The 17,004-nt window shown below is 72.2% G+C and carries 14 protein-coding genes; 10 read left to right on the top strand and 4 right to left on the bottom strand.

The window, feature by feature from the left end; translation table 11 throughout:
• Positions 1-28 precede the first annotated feature (28 nt).
• The 4 genes from O7542_RS13450 to O7542_RS13435 are packed head-to-tail and all read right to left on the bottom strand — an operon-like array spanning position 29 to position 3,568.
• Positions 29-919, bottom strand: a complete 891-nt coding sequence (locus O7542_RS13450) for a TIGR03619 family F420-dependent LLM class oxidoreductase (RefSeq protein WP_166456564.1) — start codon at positions 917-919, stop codon at positions 29-31.
• Positions 916-2,052: a TIGR03617 family F420-dependent LLM class oxidoreductase gene (locus tag O7542_RS13445; RefSeq protein ID WP_199496108.1), complete on the bottom strand. Its 1,137-nt coding sequence runs from the start codon at positions 2,050-2,052 to the stop codon at positions 916-918. The genes O7542_RS13450 and O7542_RS13445 overlap by 4 nt, the downstream gene beginning before the upstream one ends.
• Positions 2,049-2,924 (bottom strand): SDR family oxidoreductase, encoded by an 876-nt coding sequence (locus tag O7542_RS13440; RefSeq protein WP_104113345.1) that lies wholly within the window; start codon positions 2,922-2,924, stop codon positions 2,049-2,051. Before O7542_RS13440 ends, O7542_RS13445 begins: the two co-directional genes overlap by 4 nt.
• Complete coding sequence (locus O7542_RS13435; protein ID WP_051611058.1) at positions 2,921-3,568, bottom strand: PaaI family thioesterase; 648 nt, start codon at positions 3,566-3,568, stop codon at positions 2,921-2,923. The genes O7542_RS13440 and O7542_RS13435 overlap by 4 nt, the downstream gene beginning before the upstream one ends.
• A 396-nt stretch (positions 3,569-3,964) precedes the next feature.
• Here O7542_RS13435 and O7542_RS13430 point away from each other — a divergent pair, with 396 nt between their 5' ends.
• The 10 genes from O7542_RS13430 (at position 3,965) to O7542_RS13385 (ending at position 16,868) form a co-directional block, all read left to right on the top strand.
• Entirely contained in the window at positions 3,965-5,536 is a 1,572-nt protein-coding gene (locus tag O7542_RS13430) for an ABC transporter substrate-binding protein (protein ID WP_281606331.1), read from the top strand.
• A 62-nt stretch (positions 5,537-5,598) separates the two neighbouring features.
• On the top strand, positions 5,599-7,233 hold the full coding sequence (locus tag O7542_RS13425; RefSeq protein ID WP_281606330.1) for an AMP-binding protein: 1,635 nt from the start codon (positions 5,599-5,601) through the stop codon (positions 7,231-7,233).
• Positions 7,230-8,378, top strand: a complete 1,149-nt coding sequence (locus O7542_RS13420; RefSeq protein WP_281606329.1) for a CaiB/BaiF CoA-transferase family protein — start codon at positions 7,230-7,232, stop codon at positions 8,376-8,378. The genes O7542_RS13425 and O7542_RS13420 overlap by 4 nt, the downstream gene beginning before the upstream one ends.
• A gap of 89 nt (positions 8,379-8,467) precedes the next feature.
• Positions 8,468-10,165, top strand: a complete 1,698-nt coding sequence (locus O7542_RS13415) for an AMP-binding protein (RefSeq protein WP_281606328.1) — start codon at positions 8,468-8,470, stop codon at positions 10,163-10,165.
• A gap of 58 nt (positions 10,166-10,223) precedes the next feature.
• Entirely contained in the window at positions 10,224-11,408 is a 1,185-nt protein-coding gene (locus tag O7542_RS13410; protein WP_281606327.1) for an acyl-CoA dehydrogenase family protein, read from the top strand.
• Positions 11,405-12,430, top strand: coding sequence for a MaoC family dehydratase N-terminal domain-containing protein (locus O7542_RS13405; RefSeq protein WP_069090069.1), 1,026 nt, complete (start codon positions 11,405-11,407; stop codon positions 12,428-12,430). The genes O7542_RS13410 and O7542_RS13405 overlap by 4 nt, the downstream gene beginning before the upstream one ends.
• Positions 12,430-13,557: an acyl-CoA dehydrogenase family protein gene (locus O7542_RS13400; protein ID WP_281606326.1), complete on the top strand. Its 1,128-nt coding sequence runs from the start codon at positions 12,430-12,432 to the stop codon at positions 13,555-13,557. The genes O7542_RS13405 and O7542_RS13400 overlap by 1 nt, the downstream gene beginning before the upstream one ends.
• Positions 13,554-13,979 carry a MaoC/PaaZ C-terminal domain-containing protein gene (locus O7542_RS13395; RefSeq protein ID WP_281606325.1) on the top strand — a complete coding sequence of 142 codons (426 nt, stop codon included), beginning with the start codon at positions 13,554-13,556 and terminating at the stop codon, positions 13,977-13,979. Before O7542_RS13400 ends, O7542_RS13395 begins: the two co-directional genes overlap by 4 nt.
• A 1-nt stretch (position 13,980) precedes the next feature.
• Positions 13,981-15,162 carry a lipid-transfer protein gene (locus tag O7542_RS13390; protein ID WP_262013813.1) on the top strand — a complete coding sequence of 394 codons (1,182 nt, stop codon included), beginning with the start codon at positions 13,981-13,983 and terminating at the stop codon, positions 15,160-15,162.
• Between the two features lie 128 nt (positions 15,163-15,290).
• Positions 15,291-16,868: an ABC transporter substrate-binding protein gene (locus O7542_RS13385; protein WP_064446348.1), complete on the top strand. Its 1,578-nt coding sequence runs from the start codon at positions 15,291-15,293 to the stop codon at positions 16,866-16,868.
• The last annotated feature ends 136 nt before the right edge of the window (positions 16,869-17,004 follow it).

Raw genomic sequence — 17,004 nt, 5'->3', positions numbered from 1 at the left:
CTCGTCGGATGAACCGGTCGGCGGCCGGTCAGGCCGGGTTCGTCTCGAAGCGTTCCGGGGCGAGCTCGCGCAGCGCTGCCATCTGCTCGAGGTGGTGGGCGGCCGAGGTGGCCACGAGGCTCGCGTTGACAGCGGTCGCCCCGACGGTGTCGGCCGTGCGCAGGTGCGCGCGGGAGCCGTCCGGGTCGCCGAGCGGGTCCAGCGGCGGGATCTGCAGCACGAGGTCGAAGCCGTCCGGGCGTTCCACGGATTCCCAGATGCGGGTCAGCTCCCGCGGTCCGAGGCCGAACGGTGCCCATCCGGTGCCGTACGTCACGGCGCGGCGCAGCGAGCGGCGGGTGCGCCCGCCGATCCACATCGGCACCGTGGTGCGCGGCGCGTGCGGTTCGACGACGAAGTCGGTGAACGTGAACCGGGGCCCCTCGTGGTGCGGCACGGCCCTGCCCCACGCCGCGCGCAGGGCGGTGATCGCCTCGTCGGCGATCGCGCCGCGCCCGGCGAACTCGGCGCCGAGCAGGTCGAACTCCTCTTCGAGGCTGCCGACCCCGATCCCGAGGACGACGCGGCCGCCGCTGAGCAGGTCGAGGGTGCCGTAGGTCTTGGCGAGGGCGAGCGGATGGTGGTAGCCGATGACGACGACGTTCGTCGCGAGCCGGACGCGGCGCGTCGCCGAGGCGAGGAACGACAGCGTGGCCACGGGGTCGAAGTACGTCGCGCCCCGCTCGGCGGCGATCGGGGCGGGCACGGCGACGTGCTCGCTGCAGGTCAGGTGGTGGTAGCCCAGGTCGTCGGCGGCGCGGGCGACGGCCAGCAGCGCGCCGCCGACGTCGGGGCCGGACAGGACGTCCCGTTCCCAGGCGGCCGCGGTGCGCGGATGCTGGACGACGACCGGGGTGAGCAGCCCGATGCGTGCGGTCATGACAGGGTCTCCGATCCGGCGACGCCGCGCGTCGCGCTTGTGGGGCCGGCGTTCGCGGGCGGGATGGTGGCCGCGGCACTGGTCGGGATGAGCCGGAGGCGTTCGAGCAACGCGCCGAAGTCCTCGTCGTCGTCCGGGTCGAGCGGCAGCCCGAGCCCGAGCCCGTCGGCGATGCCGCCGTACGCCTGCCCGAGCACGTCCGGCAGCTCGGCGTAGGTGCCGTGCGGGATGAGGGCGGCCAGGGTCTCGTCGTCGAGGACGGTGGCGAGTCCGGTCCAGCGCCCGGAGGCGGCCATCGCGGCGAGTCGTTCGCCGACCCGGCCCAGGCCGAGCCGGTCCAGGGTGGTGCGGTAGGCGGGAGTGGAGAAGAGGAACGCCAGCTCCTGGCGGGCGGAGTCGCGGCTCGCGGCGAGCGCGGCCGGCGTCGGACCGGTGATCGACTTGGACACCACGACGACCCGCGGGATCCCGGCGCGTCCGGCCCGTTCGGCCCCGGCGCGCAGCGCGGGGAGCACGACCGTGCGCAGGTGACTCGGGTGCGAGTTGGTGGCGTGGGTGACGAAGCCGTCGGCGAGCTCGCCGGCCACCTCGCAGACGCGCCGGTTGACCCCGCCGGTGTACAGCGCCGGGGCCGCGGTCGGCAGCGGGCCGGGGTTGAAGTACGGCTGCAGCCGGGTGAAGCGGTAGTGGCTGCCCTCGTGCTCCAGGGGCTCACCGGTGCTGAACGCGGCGAAGATCGCCCGGATCGAGGCGAGGTAGTCGCGCAGGTTCTCCACCGGCCGCTCCCACGGCACCGAGAAGCGCCCGACGATGTTGCCGCGCACCTGGGTGGCCAGACCGAGCTGGAAGCGGCCCTCGGAGAACCGCGCGAGGTCCCACGCGGCGTACGCGGTCACCATCGGGCTGCGGGGGAAGGCCAGCGTCATGCTGGTGCGTACGGTGATCCGGCTGGTGTGCTCGGCCGCGAGCAGCGCGACCGCCAGGGAGTCGTGCGTCGTCTCGGGGATGTGCACGGTGTCGAAGCCGAGCCGTTCGATGCGCGCCACGACCGCGGGCACCTCGCGCAGCGCCGTCGTCGGCGGCAGCGTCGTGGTCAGCTCCATCCGGGTGGCGGGTGTCTGTGGCGCCGTCATGGGATGCGGCCCGCCAGGGTGGCGTCGACGACCTCGTCGCCGTTGACGATCCGGGCGAGCTTCTCCAGCCGGGGCGCGCGCCGCAGGTGTGCCCCGCCTTCGACGGGCAGGCACGCGCCGGTGATCCAGGAGGAGCCGGGACCGCAGAGGAAGCGGACCGCGGCGGCGACGTCCTCGGCGCGCCCGATCCGCGACAGGGGCTTCTCGGCGACCGTCGCGGCGGCCAGTTCGGGGTCGGCCAGCAGCCGGCCCGGGTTCTCGCCGTCGGTGGCGACGATGCCGGGGCGTACCACGTTGACCCGTACCGCGAGGTGGCCGAGTTCGTCGGCGGCGACCCGGACGAGCGCTTCGAGCGCGGCCTTGCTCACCGAGTACGACGGCATGAACGGGAAGGAGTGCCCGCCCGCGCTCGACGAGGTGCACACGATCGCACCCCCGCCGCGCGCGGCCAGGGCCTGCCCGCCGTACCGGATGGCGTGCAGCGCCGTGGTGACGTTGCGCCGGAAGTCGTGTTCGAGGGTCTCGGCGTCGAGGGCGAGCAGGGGACGGAAGGTGCCGCCGCCGACTGTGGTGACGACCGCGGCCAGCGGGGTCTCGTCGGCGGCGCGTACCGCTGCTGCCACGTCCTGTTCGTGGGTGGAGTCGCCGGCGCTGATCCGTACCGGTGGTGCTCCGGGGGCGGCTGCGGCGATCGTCCCGGCCGCCGCCCGCAGCGTCGCCTCGGTCCGTCCCATGATCGTCACGGCGGCGCCGTCGGCGGCCAGCGCGGCGGCGATGGCGCGGCCGAAGCCGCCGCCCCCGCCGATGACGAGCGCGCCGCGGCCGGCGAGCGGGCCGGGTGCGGCGCTGCTCGGATGGGGATCGGTGCTCATGCCTGCTCCCGCGACGCTCGGCGGAACTTCTCCCGCGTGGACGGGTCGTCCATGAGGACGAAGGTGCCGGTGGCCGTGACGCACGTCAGGTCCCCGACGCGCAGTTCGCCGGAGCTGCGCACCTTGCGTCCGTCGCGCCCGTCGTGCCGGGCCAGGATCGTGATCGTCGAGCCGATCGGGATGGCCGCGCGGAACGAGATGTCGAGCCCGACGGTCACCGCGGCGTATCCGGCGCGGGCGTTGGCGATGCCGAGGGCGTGGTCCATCAGCATGGCCGAGGTGCCGCCGTGCACGTGCCCGGGTGGCCCTTGGAAGGCAAGTCTCAGGGTGACCTCCCCGCGTAAGGAACCGTCCGGCTCGACCCAGAGGGACACCGGCGGCGACAGCGGGTTCTCGGTGCCGCCGGCGGGGTCGAAGCGGCCCGGGCCGGGCTGGCGCCACATCGTCGCGATCCGCTCGGCGAGGTCCGGGGCGTGGGCGTCGATCCGGGCGGTGAGCGCGTCGAGGTCGGCCACTATCGCGTCGGCGTCGGGGTCGACGGCGCCGCCCGCGCGGGTGATCGCGTCGATGAGCCGGCGGGTGGCCGAGGCGACCGCGTCGATGCCGGTGTCGCGGGGCTGTGCCGTGGCGAGGGGGGCTTCCACCGTGCGGACTCCTTTGGCCGGCCGGACATCAAGCAACCAAGCGCTTGCTTGATGCGCACCTTAGCGACCTGATCGCGTGCTGGCAACGGTTGCCCGCTACGCGCCGCCCCCTTGTCGATCATGCTGCCGATCGCCTATTGACGTGCCCGCACGCTGCCACCTACGGTTCCCAATCGAGCGCTTGTTTGGATCGCGAACGGCCGCAACACCGCCAGTCTCGGGCGCGGATGCCGATCAGCTCCGGGCAGGCGCTCCACACCAGCGCCGCCATCCATCACCTCCATGACCATCGCGCCCGCACGGCCGCCGCCGAACGGCCCGGCCGCCCCCGGGAACCCGCCGGGTGACCCGCGGAGCCGCTCCCGCTCTCGGGCCGAAGGTCAGGAAAGGACCATTGTGTCTCGCCTCCCGCGTCGCCGACGCCTCGCCGTCGCCGCGAGCCTGCTCGCCGCCACCCTCGTCGTCGGAGCCTGCTCCGCCACCGGAACCGGCGACCCCGGTGCCACCACGGGTGAGATCGACCCCGACGCCGTCCTGCGGGTGAGCGCCTCGTCGCCGTTCCAGAACCTCGACCCGGCGCAGCCGGCCCCCGGCGGCTACCCCTACCTCACGCTGATCTACGACCGGCTCACCATGGTCGACTCCACCGACCAGGTCGTCCCCGGCCTGGCCAAGAAGTGGACCTACGCCCAGGACGGCTCCTACCTCGAACTCGCCCTGCGCGACGACGTCAAGTTCCACGACGGGACGCCGTTCGACGCCAACGCCGTCAAGGTCAACATCGAGCGCGGCCAGACGCTGCCCACGAGCACCATCAAGCAGGACCTCGCCAGCATCACCGGCGTCACGGTCGTCGACGCGCACACCGTGCGCCTCAACCTCAAGCCGGGCACCGGCGCCGTGCTCCCCTCGGCCCTGGCCACCGCCGCCGGGATGATGGTCTCGCCCAAGGCGATCGCCGACGGCGTCGACCTCAAGCGCGCCCCCGGCAAGGCCGGCTCGGGCCCGTACGTCGTCACCGAGTTCATCCCGAACGAGAAGTACGTCGTCAAGCGCGCCGAGGGCACCTACTGGGACCCCAACGCCGGGCGCCTCGCCGGCATGGAGATCACCCGGGTCCCCGAGGGCGCCACCCGGCTCAACGGCGTCATCAGCGGTCAGACCGACCTCAGCTTCGTCTCCTCGGCCAACGAGATCACCCAGGCCCGCCAGCTCGGCGAGGACGGCCAGCTCAAGGTGACCACCCGCCCGTTCCGCAACGTCCTCGGCATCCTGCTGCGCGCCAACATGGGCGACCTCAAGGACAAGCGGGTCCGTGAGGCAATCGCGCGCTCGGTCGACCCGGCCGCCATCCGCGCGCTCTTCGCCGACACCTGCACGCCCACCCGCAGCATCTACCCGGACAGCCCGTGGGAGGACCCGGCGGCGACCTACCCGTACGAGTTCGACCTGGCCAAGGCCAAGGCGCTGATCTCAGAGGTCGGCGGGGCGAAGGTGTCGATCAGCTTCTCCGCCGGCACCAACACCGAGCAGCCCGCCACCGCCATCCAGGCCGCCATGTCCCAGGCCGGCATCGACGCGAAGCTCAACCCGACGCCGAACTCCGAGACCGAGGCCCGCTTCATCGCCGGCGACTTCGAGCTCGAGGTGTCCAACACGTTCAACCCGCGTCTCGACCCGGCGGGCACTGTGGACAACTACCTCCTCGGCAACTACAAGCTCGCCACCGACCCGGAGGTCATCGGCCCGATCGCGGCCAAGGCCGCCGACCCCCGCTCCAGCGTCGAGGAGCGCGCCAAGCAGTACCACCAGTTGTGGGAGCGGCTGTTCAGCGAGGCGTGGTTCATCCCGATCTGCAACCTCACCAGCGCCACCATCGCCTCCCCGAAGGTCGTCGGGGCCGAGCAGCTGCCGTGGACCAACCTCGGCCTGTTCGACCTGCGGACCGTCGCGATGACGAAGGGCTGAGCGTCAGGTCCCCGCCGTCCGCCACCGCGCGCGGCCGACCCGAAGAAAGGTAGCCAGAGCCAGTGAACCGTCCCACCGCAGCCACCCCGCTCCTGCCCGCCCTGTCCCGCCTGCTCGACGAGCAGCCGGACCTGACCCTCACCCTCGCCGGCGCCCCGTTCACAGTGGCCGAGCTCGACGCCGCGTCGCGTCGCCTCGCCGGCTTCCTCGCCGACCGCGTCGCGCCCGGCGACCGGGTCGTCGTCCTCGCCCGCAACGGCCGCCTGGCCCTGCTCTCCTGGTGGGCGACGACGCTCCGCGGCGGTTTCGTCGTCCCGCTCAACACGAGCAACCGCGGCGCCGTACTGGCCCACCAGGTGCTCGACGCCGACCCGGTCGCGATGATCGTCGAGGACGAGTTCGTGCCCGTCCTGGACGACGCCCTCATCGGCACGGAGCTACGGGTGCCGGTCCTCGTCGGCGCCCCCATCCGGCCCGCCTCGGGCCCGGCGCCCGCCTGGGCCACCGAGGTCGTGGACTTCGACGCCGCCGTCGCTGAGGGCTCGGCGGTGACGACCACCCCGGACCTCGACGCGTACGCCACCAGCCACCTCATCTACACGGCCGGCACGACCGGGCCGTCCAAGGCGTGCATGGTCAGCCACGGCTACGTGGCGAACATGGCCCGCCAGATGCACGAGAACCTCGAACGCCGCGCCGACGACGTCCTCTGGACGGCGATGCCGCTGTTCCACATGGCCGCCGTCGGGCACGTGATGGGTTCGCTCCAGCTCGGCTCGGCCATCGACCTCGCGTCGCGCTTCTCGGTCCGGGGCTTCTGGAACGAGATCCTGCGTAGCCGCGCGACGATGGCCGCGCTCATGGGCTCGATGCTGCCGATGATCGCCGGCGCTCCCGACTCCGAGGCCACCCGCGAGGCCTACGGCCGGCTGCGCGTCGTGTCCGGCTCGCCGGTCACCGCCGAGCTCGCCGCTCGCTGGACGGAGCGCTTCGGCGTCGAACGGGTCGGCTCGGGCGCCTACGGGCTGACCGAGGCCTGCCTGATCACCCTCACCCCACCCGGGGGCTACCGGGCCGGGAGCGCCGGCAAGATCAACGACTCCTTCGAGGTACGCATCGTCGACGAGCACGACAACCCGCTGCCCGTCGGCGAGGTCGGCGAGATCGTCGCCCGTCCCAACCGTCCGGCGATCATGTTCAACGGCTACTGGCGTGAGCCGGAGAAGACGCTGGAGGTCTTCCGGGGACTGTGGTTCCACTGCGGTGACTACGGCCGCCTCGACGAGGACGGCTACCTCTACTTCGTCGACCGGGGCAAGGACTACCTGCGCCGCGGCGGCGAGAACATCTCCAGCTTCGAGATCGAGGGCGTCGTCGCGACCCACCCGGCCGTCGGGGAGGTCGCCGTCCACGCCGTCCCCTCCCCGCTGGCCGAGGACGACCTCAAGGTGACTGTCGTGCCCGCGCCCGGCGCCCAGATCGACCCCGCGGAGCTCTTCGAGTGGCTGCACCCGCGCATCCCGCGCTACGCCGTGCCCTCCCACATCGAGGTCCGCACCGAACTGCCCAAGAACGCCGTCGGTCGGGTCCTCAAGCGCGTCCTGCGCGAGGAGGGCGTGACCGCGCGGACGTGGAGCACCGACCCCCGTGCCGTGACCGGCCTCCCGGTGCCGGCCGGCACCCGGGAACAGGCGTGAGCGGCGTCCCCGGCCAGCGGTTCGAAGGGCCGCTGGCCGGCCTGCGGCTGCTCGAACTCGGTGGGCAGGGGCCGGTGCCGTTCGCGACGATGATGCTCGCCGACATGGGTGCCCAGGTGGTCCGGGTGGACCCACCCGGCGAGCCCGACCGGCGGGAGCGCGCGCAGGTCAACGCGATCGACAGGGGCCGTACGACAGTCACGCTCGACCTGAAGTCCGAGGCCGACCGGGCGCTCGTGCACCGGCTGCTCGCCGACGCGGACGTGCTGCTCGACCCGTTCCGGCCCGGGGTGCTCGAACGTCTCGGCCTGGCCCCGGCCGAACTCGCCGAGCGGTACCCGCGCCTGGTCGTGGCGCGGATGACCGGCTGGGGCCAGGACGGCCCTCTCGCCGCGGCCGCCGGGCACGACCTCAACTACATCGCCGTCTCCGGGGTGCTCGACACGATCGGCCTGCCCGACACCGGCCCCGTCGTGCCGCCGATGTATCTGGCCGACTTCGCCGGCGGCGGCATGATGCTGGCCTTCGGCGTGCTGGCCGCACTGCAGGAGCGTGTCTCCTCCGGGCGTGGGCAGGTCGTGGACGCCTCGATGCTCGAGGGCAGCGCGCTGCTCACCGTCGTCATCCACTCGATGCTCGCGCGGGGCGCCTGGAACCTCACCCGTGGCACGAACTACCTCGACGGCGGGGCGCACTTCTACCGGGTGTATCGCACCGCCGACGACAGGTTCATGTCCGTGGCGGCCATCGAGGCGAAGTTCTACCGCACGTTCCTGCGTACCCTCGGCCTCGATCCGGAGGACGGGCCGGCGCAGTTCGACGAGTCGGGGTGGGCCGGCTGGGCCGAGCGGATCGCGTCGGTCTTCGCCGGCCGCACCCGGCGGGAGTGGACCGGCGTCTTCGAGGGCGTCGACGCGTGTGTGCATCCGGTGCTGGACATCGCCGAGTCGGCCGAGCACCCGCAGATGCGGGCCCGGGGCGCCGTCGTCGAGGTCGAGGGGATCGCCCAGCCGGCCCCGACGCCTCGTTTCTCGCGTACACCCGCGGGGGTCCCACGGGCCCCGCGCCGGCGTGGTGAGGACACCGACCGGGTGCGCTCGGCGCTTGCCGCGAGCAGCCCATGGGAAGCGTTGTCAAGGCCTTGACCTGCGGCAAGCCTCACTCTACGCTTCGACCAAGCGCTTGCTTGTTTGGTGATTCGCGTTTGACGACGGACGAGACGGAGCAAACGTCAATGACGACTCAGGCCCCGGTGGCCCGAAACTCGGGACCCGCCGTCTTCGCCGACATCGTGCGGGCACGCACGGGCGACGACCACCCCGGCCTGCTCTTCGAAGGCCGTACCATCACCTGGGGCCGGATCGTGCAGGAGGCCGCCGACCGGGCCGCGGCACTGGACGACGTGCCCCGGCCCGACGGCAGGCCACTGCACATCGGGCTGCTCCTGGAGAACACCCCCGACTACGTGTACTGGATCTGTGCCGCCGCGCTGGCCGGCGCCACAGTGGTCGGGATCAACCCGACCCGGCGTGGCGCCGAGCTGGCCCACGACGTGCGGCACACCGACACCGACCTGCTCCTCACCGAGGACCGCCTCGCCGGCCTCGTCGACGGGCTCGACCTGGGCATCCCCGCCGGGCAGGTGCGCAACATCGACTCCCCGGAGTACGCCGCCTGGCTGGCCCGGCACGCCGGCGCGCCGGTACCCACCGACGAGGTCGACCCGCGCGCCAACCTGCTGCTCATGTTCTCCTCCGGCTCGACCGGCGCCCCCAAGGCGGTCATCTGCTCCCACGGGCGCCTCGCCGCGGTCTCCGAGGCGCTGCTGGCCCGCACCGAGCTGACCCGCGACTCGGTCAGCTACCTGGCGATGCCGCTGTTCCACGGCAACGCCGTCATGCTCAATCTCGGCCCGGCCATGGTCTGCGGCGCGACGATCTGCATGGTCCGCAGGTTCTCCGCGTCCGGCTTCGTACGCGACGTGCACGAGCACGGCGTCACCTACTTCAACTACGTCGGCCGGGCACTGGCCTACATCCTGGCCCGGCCGGTCGACCCCCGCGACGCGACGAGCACGCTGCGGCGCGCCGTCGGAACCGAGGCCTCGGCCGCCGACATCGCCCGCTTCGCCGAGCGCTTCGGCGTCGTCATCTCCGAGGGCTACGGCTCCAGCGAGGGCGTCATGCGGATCAACCGCACCCCTGAGACGCCCGCCGAGGCGCTCGGTGTGGCCGTCGCCGGCGCCGAGATCAAGGTCATGAACGAGGAGACCGGGCTGGAGTGCCCGCCGGCCCGGCTCGACGGGACCGGGCGGCTGCTCAACGCCGACGAGGCCATCGGCCAGCTCGTCGGCGTCGGCATGGCGGCGAAGTTCGAGGGCTACTACAAGAACCCCGAGGCCGCCGCCGAGCGGGTCCGCGGCGAGGACTTCTGGTCCGGGGACCTGGCCTACCGCGACACCGACGGCTACTTCTACTTCGCCGGCCGCTCCTCGGACTGGATCCGCGTCGACAGCGAGAACTTCGCGGCCGGCCCCGCCGAGCGGATCATCGAGCGCTGGGACCGGGTGGCGGTCGCCCCCGTCTTCGCCGTGCCCGACCCGCGTACCGGCGACCAGGTCATGTGCGTGATCCAGCTGCGCAGCGGCGCCACCTTCGACCCCGAGGCGTTCACCGCCTTCCTCGACGAGCAGGCCGACCTCGGCACCAAGTGGCGGCCCCGCTTCGTGCGGATCGTCGACCAGATCCCCAGCACCGGCAACGGCAAGGTCGCCAAGCAGATCCTGCGCCGTACCGCCTGGGTCACGACCGACCCCGTCTGGGTCCGCGACGGCGCGTCCACCGCGTACCGCCCGCTGACCGAGGCGGACGTCCGGGACCTCGAGAAGCAGTTCGCCGACAACGGACGTGCCGCGCTCCTGCCGGCCACCTGACCTGCCGGCCCGCCCGGCACACCGACTGGCGCCCACGCCCCGAGAATGAGGAACATCCATGTACCTGGAGTACACGCCCGAGCAGCGAGAGCTGAGCAGGGAGCTGCGAGCCTACTTCGCGCGCCTGCTCACGCCCGAGGTCCGCGAGGCGCTCGGCGGCACCAACGAGGACCGCCCGGCCTACCGCGAGATCATCCGTCAGATCGGCAAGGACGGCCTGCTCGGACTCGGCTGGCCCACGGAGTACGGCGGCCAGGGCCGCCCGGCGATCGACCAGTACATCCTCTTCGACGAGATCAACCGCGCCCAGGCGCCGTTCCCCTTCGTCACCATCAACAACATCGGCCCGATGCTGATGCGCTACGGCACCGAGGAGCAGAAGCGCGCCTACCTGCCGGGCATGCTGACCGGCGACGTCATCTTCGCCATCGGCTACAGCGAGCCGGGCTCCGGCACCGACCTCGCCTCGCTGAGCGCCCGGGCCGAGGCGACGCCCGACGGTGGCTGGGTCATCAACGGCCAGAAGGTGTTCACCAGCGGTGTCAGCCAGGCCGACTTCGTCTGGATGGCCGTGCGCACCGACCCCGCCGCCCCGAAGCACAAGGGCATCACCATCCTCATCGTGCCGACGTCGGACCCGGGCTTCAGCTGCACGCCGATCGCCACCAGCGGCATCACCCACACCAACGCCTCCTACTACGAGGACGTACGCGTCGGCCCCGAAGCCCTCGTCGGCGAGGTCAACGGCGGCTGGCGCCTCATCACCGGCCAGCTCGGTCACGAGCGGGTGGGCCTGGCCGCGATGGGCGGGCGCACCGAGCAGCTGTGGACCGACGTCGCCGCGTGGGCCGCCGAGCCCGACGCCGACGGCAACCGCGTCCTGGACAAGCCGTGGGTGCGCACGGAACTGGCCCGCGACTACGCCGAGCTGACCGCGATGCGCCTGCTCAACTGGAAGATCGCCGTCGTGGGGGAGGGCCAGAACCCGGCGCCCGCCGCCGCGTCGGTCGCCAAGGTCTACGGCACGGAGACCCACGACCGGGTCTGCCGCAACCTCGTCTCCGTCGTCGGTCCCCGCGCGACCCGGCGCGCCGGCGCGCCGGACGCCGTCCTCGGCGGACAGCTTGAGGCGTACACCCGCGGCTCCTACATCAACACCTTCGGCGGCGGCACCAACGAGGTGCTGCGCGACATGATCGCGGTCGCCGGTCTCGGCATGCCGAGGAAGGGGCGTTCCGCATGAGCACCACGACGCAGGCCCCCGCCTCCGAAGCCACCGACCAGGACGCCTTCCTCGCCCGTCTGCGCGAGTTCGTCGGCCTCGAGGCCACGCCCACCCGCTACGCCCAGGACGCCGTCAACCAGGCGATGATCCGGCACTTCGTCGAGGCGATGGGCGACGAGAACCCCGTCTACGTCGACGACCGGGCCGCCCGGGACACCGGCCGCGAGGGCGTCGTCGCCCCGCCGCCGATGCTGTCCACCTGGCTCATGGTCGGCTACAAGGCCCACACGGCCGCCGCCGCGGGCGCCGCGCCGGACACCCCGATGGCCCGGCTGCTCGCGCTGCTCGCCGACGCCGGCTTCGTCGGGGTCGTCGCGACGAACGACGAGCACGAGTACGTGCGCGAGCTGCGCCTGGGCGACGAGATCAAGATGACCACTGTCATCGAGGACGTCTCCCCGCGCAAGACCACCGGCCTGGGCACCGGCCACTTCATCACGACGCTGCGCACCTACACCGACCAGAACGACGAGGTCGTGGCCCGCCAGCGCTTCCGCATCCTGCGCTTCGACCCGTCCGGCGCCAAGCCCGCGGCGCCGGCCGCCGCCGACCCGGCGCTGCGGCACAAGCCGTTCATCCTGCGCGACAACGCGTTCTGGTTCGCCGCCGCCGCGCAGCGTCGCCTCGTCATCCAGGCCTGCACCGACTGCGGCACGCTGCGCCACCCGCCCGGCCCGATCTGCCCGTCCTGCCACTCGTACGCGTGGCACGAGGTGGAGGCGAGCGGCCGGGGCACCGTGCACAGCTACGTCGTCAGCCACCACCCGAAGGCGCCCGGGTACGACTACCCGCTCACCGTCGTGCTCGTCGACCTCGAAGAGGGCACCCGTCTGGTCGCCGACTTCGTCGGGGACGCCGGCGAGGTCGAGATCGGCATGCCCGTGCAGGTCGACTGGCTCGACTACGACGAGAACCTCACGCTGCCGCGTTTCCGGGCCGCGACCTCCGCATCGGAGCCCACAGAAGAGGAAGGGAACTGATGGACTTCCAGCTCGCCGAGGAACAGGTCACGGTCAACGACCTGGCGCGCGACGTGTTCTCGCGCAACGGCGACCCGCAGCGGCTCTTCGACATCGAGGCCGGGCCGGACCGCTTCGACCGCGTCCTGTACCGCGACCTGGCCGAGTCCGGCATCCTCGGGCTGCCCGTGCCCGAGGAACACGGCGGCGCCGGGCTGGGCCTGTGGGAGATCGCCGGGGTCTTCGTCGAACAGGGCCGCACGCTCGGCACCGTCCCGCTGTGGGAGACCCTCGTCGGCGGCGTCCTGCCGCTGCTGCGCTACGGCAACGCCAAGCAGCAGGCCGAGTGGCTGCCCCGCGTGGCCGCCGGAGACGCGGTCCTCACCGTGGCCGTCGACGACCTGACCGACGCCCGGCCGTACGGCGCCCGCGTCCGCGCGCGGTCCGGCGCCGAGCCCGGCGGTGACGGGGTCACCCTGAGCGGCACCGCCGTCGGCGTCCGCTCGGCGCACCTCGCCGACGCGATCGTCGTCCCGGCCACCGACGAGGCGGGCGCGGTCGGGCTGTACCTCGTGCCGACCGCCGGACCCGGGGTACGCCGGGACACGTTCGAGCGCACCGACCGCGGACTCGCCTCCGACGTTCACTTCGAGGACGCCGCCGCGGCGCTGCTCGCCGAGGGCCCCGAGGAGGACCGGCTCGACTGGCTGCTGCGCCAGGTCTGGACCGCGGTGGCGGCTCTGCAGAGCGGCATCAGCCAGGCCGCCGTACGCCAGGCCGCCGACTACACCTCGGGCCGTGAGCAGTTCGGTGTGCCGATCGCGACGTTCCAGGCCGTCGCCCACCAGCTCGCCGACTGCCACATCGACACCGAGGCGATGGAGGTCACCTACCTCAACGCGCTCTGGCGCGAGACGACCGGGCGGCCGTCCCGGGCGGCGGTGCACGTCGCGAAGTACTGGGCCGCCGAGGCGGGCGACCGCGTCGCGCGCACCGTGCAGCACGTGCACGGCGGCATGGGCGCCGACGTCACCTATCCGATCCACCGTTACATGCTCTGGACCACGCAGCTGGCCAACACCGCCGGCTCGGGAGCCTGGCACCTGCAGCAGCTCGCGGACCTCGTGGGCGAGGGGGAGCAGCTGTGAGCGGCACGCAGATCACCATCGAGCAGGTGAGCCCCGGCGACACGCTGCCGGAGCTCGAGATCCCGCTGACCCGGACCGTCATCGTCGCCGGCGCCCTCGCGACCCGCGACTACGAGGACGTGCACCACGACCCGGCCCAGGCCCAGCGTCGCGGCACCCCCGACACGTACATGAGCATCAACCACACCAACGGGCTCGTCGGCCGCTACGTCACCGACTGGGCCGGCCCCGCCGCGCGCATGGTGCGCCTGAGCACCCGCCTCGGGGTGCCGAACTTCCCGGGTGACGTGATGCGGCTGACCGGTGAGGTCGTCGGCGTCGAGGAGGACACCGTGCGCGTCGCGGTGCGTGGCATGAACAGCAAGGGCGGGCACGTCGTCTCCGAGGTGACAGTGCGCCTGCCCCGCGGATCGGAGCAGTGACGTGACGTCCACCTTCCTGTCGGGTCGCACCGCGGTCGTCGGCATCGGCGCGACGGAGTTCTCGAAGAACTCCGGCCGCAGCGAGCTGCAGCTTGCCGTCGAGGCCGTCTCGGCCGCCCTCGCCGACGCGGGCCTGAGCCCCGCCGACGTCGACGGCATGACGACCTTCACCATGGAGACCAACCCGGAGAACATGGTCGCCCGCAGCCTGGGCATCCCCGAGCTGAAGTTCTTCTCCCGGATCCCCTACGGCGGCGGCGGCGCCTGCGCACCCATTCAGCAGGCCGCCATGGCCGTCGCGAGCGGGATCGCCGACGTCGTCGTGGCGTACCGCGCCTTCAACGAGCGCTCCGGCGTCCGCTTCGGGCAGGGACCTCCGCCGGCGAAGACCCAGGCCACCTCGGACAACGAGTACCGCTCCTGGGTCAACCCGTACGGCCTGCTCACCCCGGCCCAGCACACCGCGATGTTCGCCCGCCGCTACATGCACACGTACGGCGCGACCAGCGAGGACTACGGCCGGGTGGCGGTGCTCGCCCGCAAGCACGCCGCGAACAACCCCAGGGCGTGGTTCTACGGCAAGCCGCTCACGCTCGAGGAGCACCAGGCCTCGCGCTGGATCGCCGAGCCGCTGCACCTGTTCGACTGCTGCCAGGAGACCGACGGCGGTCAGGCGATGGTCGTCGTCAGCGCCGAACGCGCCAAGGACCTGCCCGTCACCCCGGTCTACATCCGGGGCGCGGCCCAGGGCCTGGGACCGGACCAGTACCAGATGGTCAGCTACTACCGCGAGGACCTGACCCGGATCCCCGAGGTCGAGCTCTGCGCCCGGCAGTTGTGGGCCCAGTCGGGGCTCGGTCCCGCCGACATGGACGCGGCGATCCTCTACGACCACTTCACGCCGTACGTGCTCAACCAGCTCGAGGAGTACGGCTTCTGCGGTCGCGGTGAGGCCAAGGACTTCATCGCCGACGGCAACCTGGAGGTCACCGGCTCGCTGCCGACGAACACCCACGGCGGCCAGATCGGCGAGGCCTACCTGCACGGCACGAACGGTGTCGCGGAGGGCGTCCGCCTCGTCCGGGGCACCTCGACCAACCAGCCCGACGGCGTCCGCAACGTCCTGGTGACGGCGGGCGTCGGCGTTCCCACCAGTGCACTGATCCTCTCCGCGGAGGGCTGAGACGCCGGCCACCACCACAGCTCCGAAGGCCGTCAGCGACCCACGGATCCCGCCCGGCAGCGGCCGGAAGGGACAACACCACCTCTGATCAGCCGGAACGACTCGGCTCGTGTTTAGGAAGGATGAGAATGGGCGTCACCATAACGGCCCGCAAACGTGTGGTCGCGTTGATCAGCATCGGGGCTCTCGCCCTGGCCGGCTGCAGCTCGCCGGACAACTCCGGCAGCGGCAGCAGCGCCGCGCAGGGCGAGATCGACACGTCGGCAGTGCTCAAGTTCGCGTCGGCGGGTCCGTTGCGCGACCTCGACCCGGCCCTGCAGACGAGCTACGGCGCGTGGGGCTACCTGTTCCTCGTCTGGGACCGGCTGACCATGCTGGACAAGGACGACAAGATCGTGCCGGGCCTGGCCAAGGAGTGGAACTTCGTCGAGGACGGCAGCGTCCTGGAACTCAAGCTCCGGGACGACGTGAAGTTCCACGACGGCACGCCGTTCGACGCCGAGGCCGTCAAGGTCAACATCGAGCGCGGCAAGACGCTCGAGGGCTCGACCCTCAAGAGCGACCTCGCCGACATCGAGTCGGTCGAGGTCGTCGACGCGACGACCGCGCGCCTCAAGCTGGTCAAGGGCAAGGGCGTCCAGCTGCCCGCGTCCTTCACCGGCACGGCCGGCATGATGGTCAGCCCGAAGGCGATCAAGGACGGCGCCGACATCAAGAACAATCCCGGCACCGCCGGGTCCGGCCCGTACATCGCCACCCAGCTCGTCCCCCAGGAGAAGCTCGTCCTCAAGCGGGCCGACAACTACTGGGACCCGAACGTCGGCCGTCTCGGCGGCATCGAGCTGCAGCGGGTGCCCGACGCCGCCGCCCGCCTCAACGGCCTGCAGAGCGGCCAGGTCGACCTGGCCCCGCTCAGCTCGGCCGGCGAGATCGCCACGGTGGAGAAGATCGTCACCCCGGGCAGCGGTCTCCAGCAGCACCAGGTGAAGTTCAAGAACGTCGTCGGCATCTACCTGCGCGCCAACAAGGGCGACCTCGTCAAGCCGGAGGTCCGCCAGGCGATCGCCCACGCGGTCGACCCGGAGGCGATCAGCGCGCTCTTCAGCGGCTACTGCACGCCGACCCGCCAGGTCGTGCCGGAGACGGACCCGAGCCGCATCCCGAGCTACACCTACCCGTACGAGTTCAGCGTGGACAAGGCCAAGGCCCTCGTGCAGCAGGCCGGCGGCGCCAAGGTGTCGGTCACCTTCGCCGCGGGCACGAACGCCGAGCAGCCCGCAAACGTCGTGCAGGCGTCCCTGCGGGCCGCCGGCGTCGACGCGACGCTCAACCCCGTGCCCAACACCGAGAACGAGCCGCGCTTCATCGCCGGCGACTTCGAGCTGATGGTCGGCACGTCGTGGAGCCCGAAGGCCGACCCGGCGGCGACGGTGAACACCTACATGCTGAACACGTACAAGCTCGCCGCGGACCCCTCGCTCATCGCGGGCAAGGCGGCCGAGGCCGCCAACCCCACGCTGCCGATGGACAAGCGGGCCCCGCTGTACCAGGACATCTGGAAGACGACGCTCGAGCAGGCCTGGTTCGTGCCGCTGTGCAACCAGACCAACGCGAACGTCTCGAAGGCGAACATCGTCGGCACCGACAACATCCCGATGTCGAACATCGGCATCTGGGACCTGCGCCACATCGCCGTCAAGAAGTAACCGGTCGCTCCTGACCACCGGTGGCGTCGCCGCCGGACCACCCGCTGCGGCGGGGGCCGGCGGCGACACCACCGGCCTTGCCGGCACCAGGCCGTGCGAGGCGCAGTCCCAGGCACACGCTCAGAGTCGAGGTAGG

Origin of the sequence: Micromonospora sp. WMMC264, from assembly GCF_027497275.1 — a bacterium.
In the GTDB taxonomy this organism is placed as follows: Bacteria; Actinomycetota; Actinomycetes; order Mycobacteriales; family Micromonosporaceae; genus Micromonospora; species Micromonospora chalcea.
This window is presented reverse-complemented; position numbering and strand designations above follow the sequence as displayed.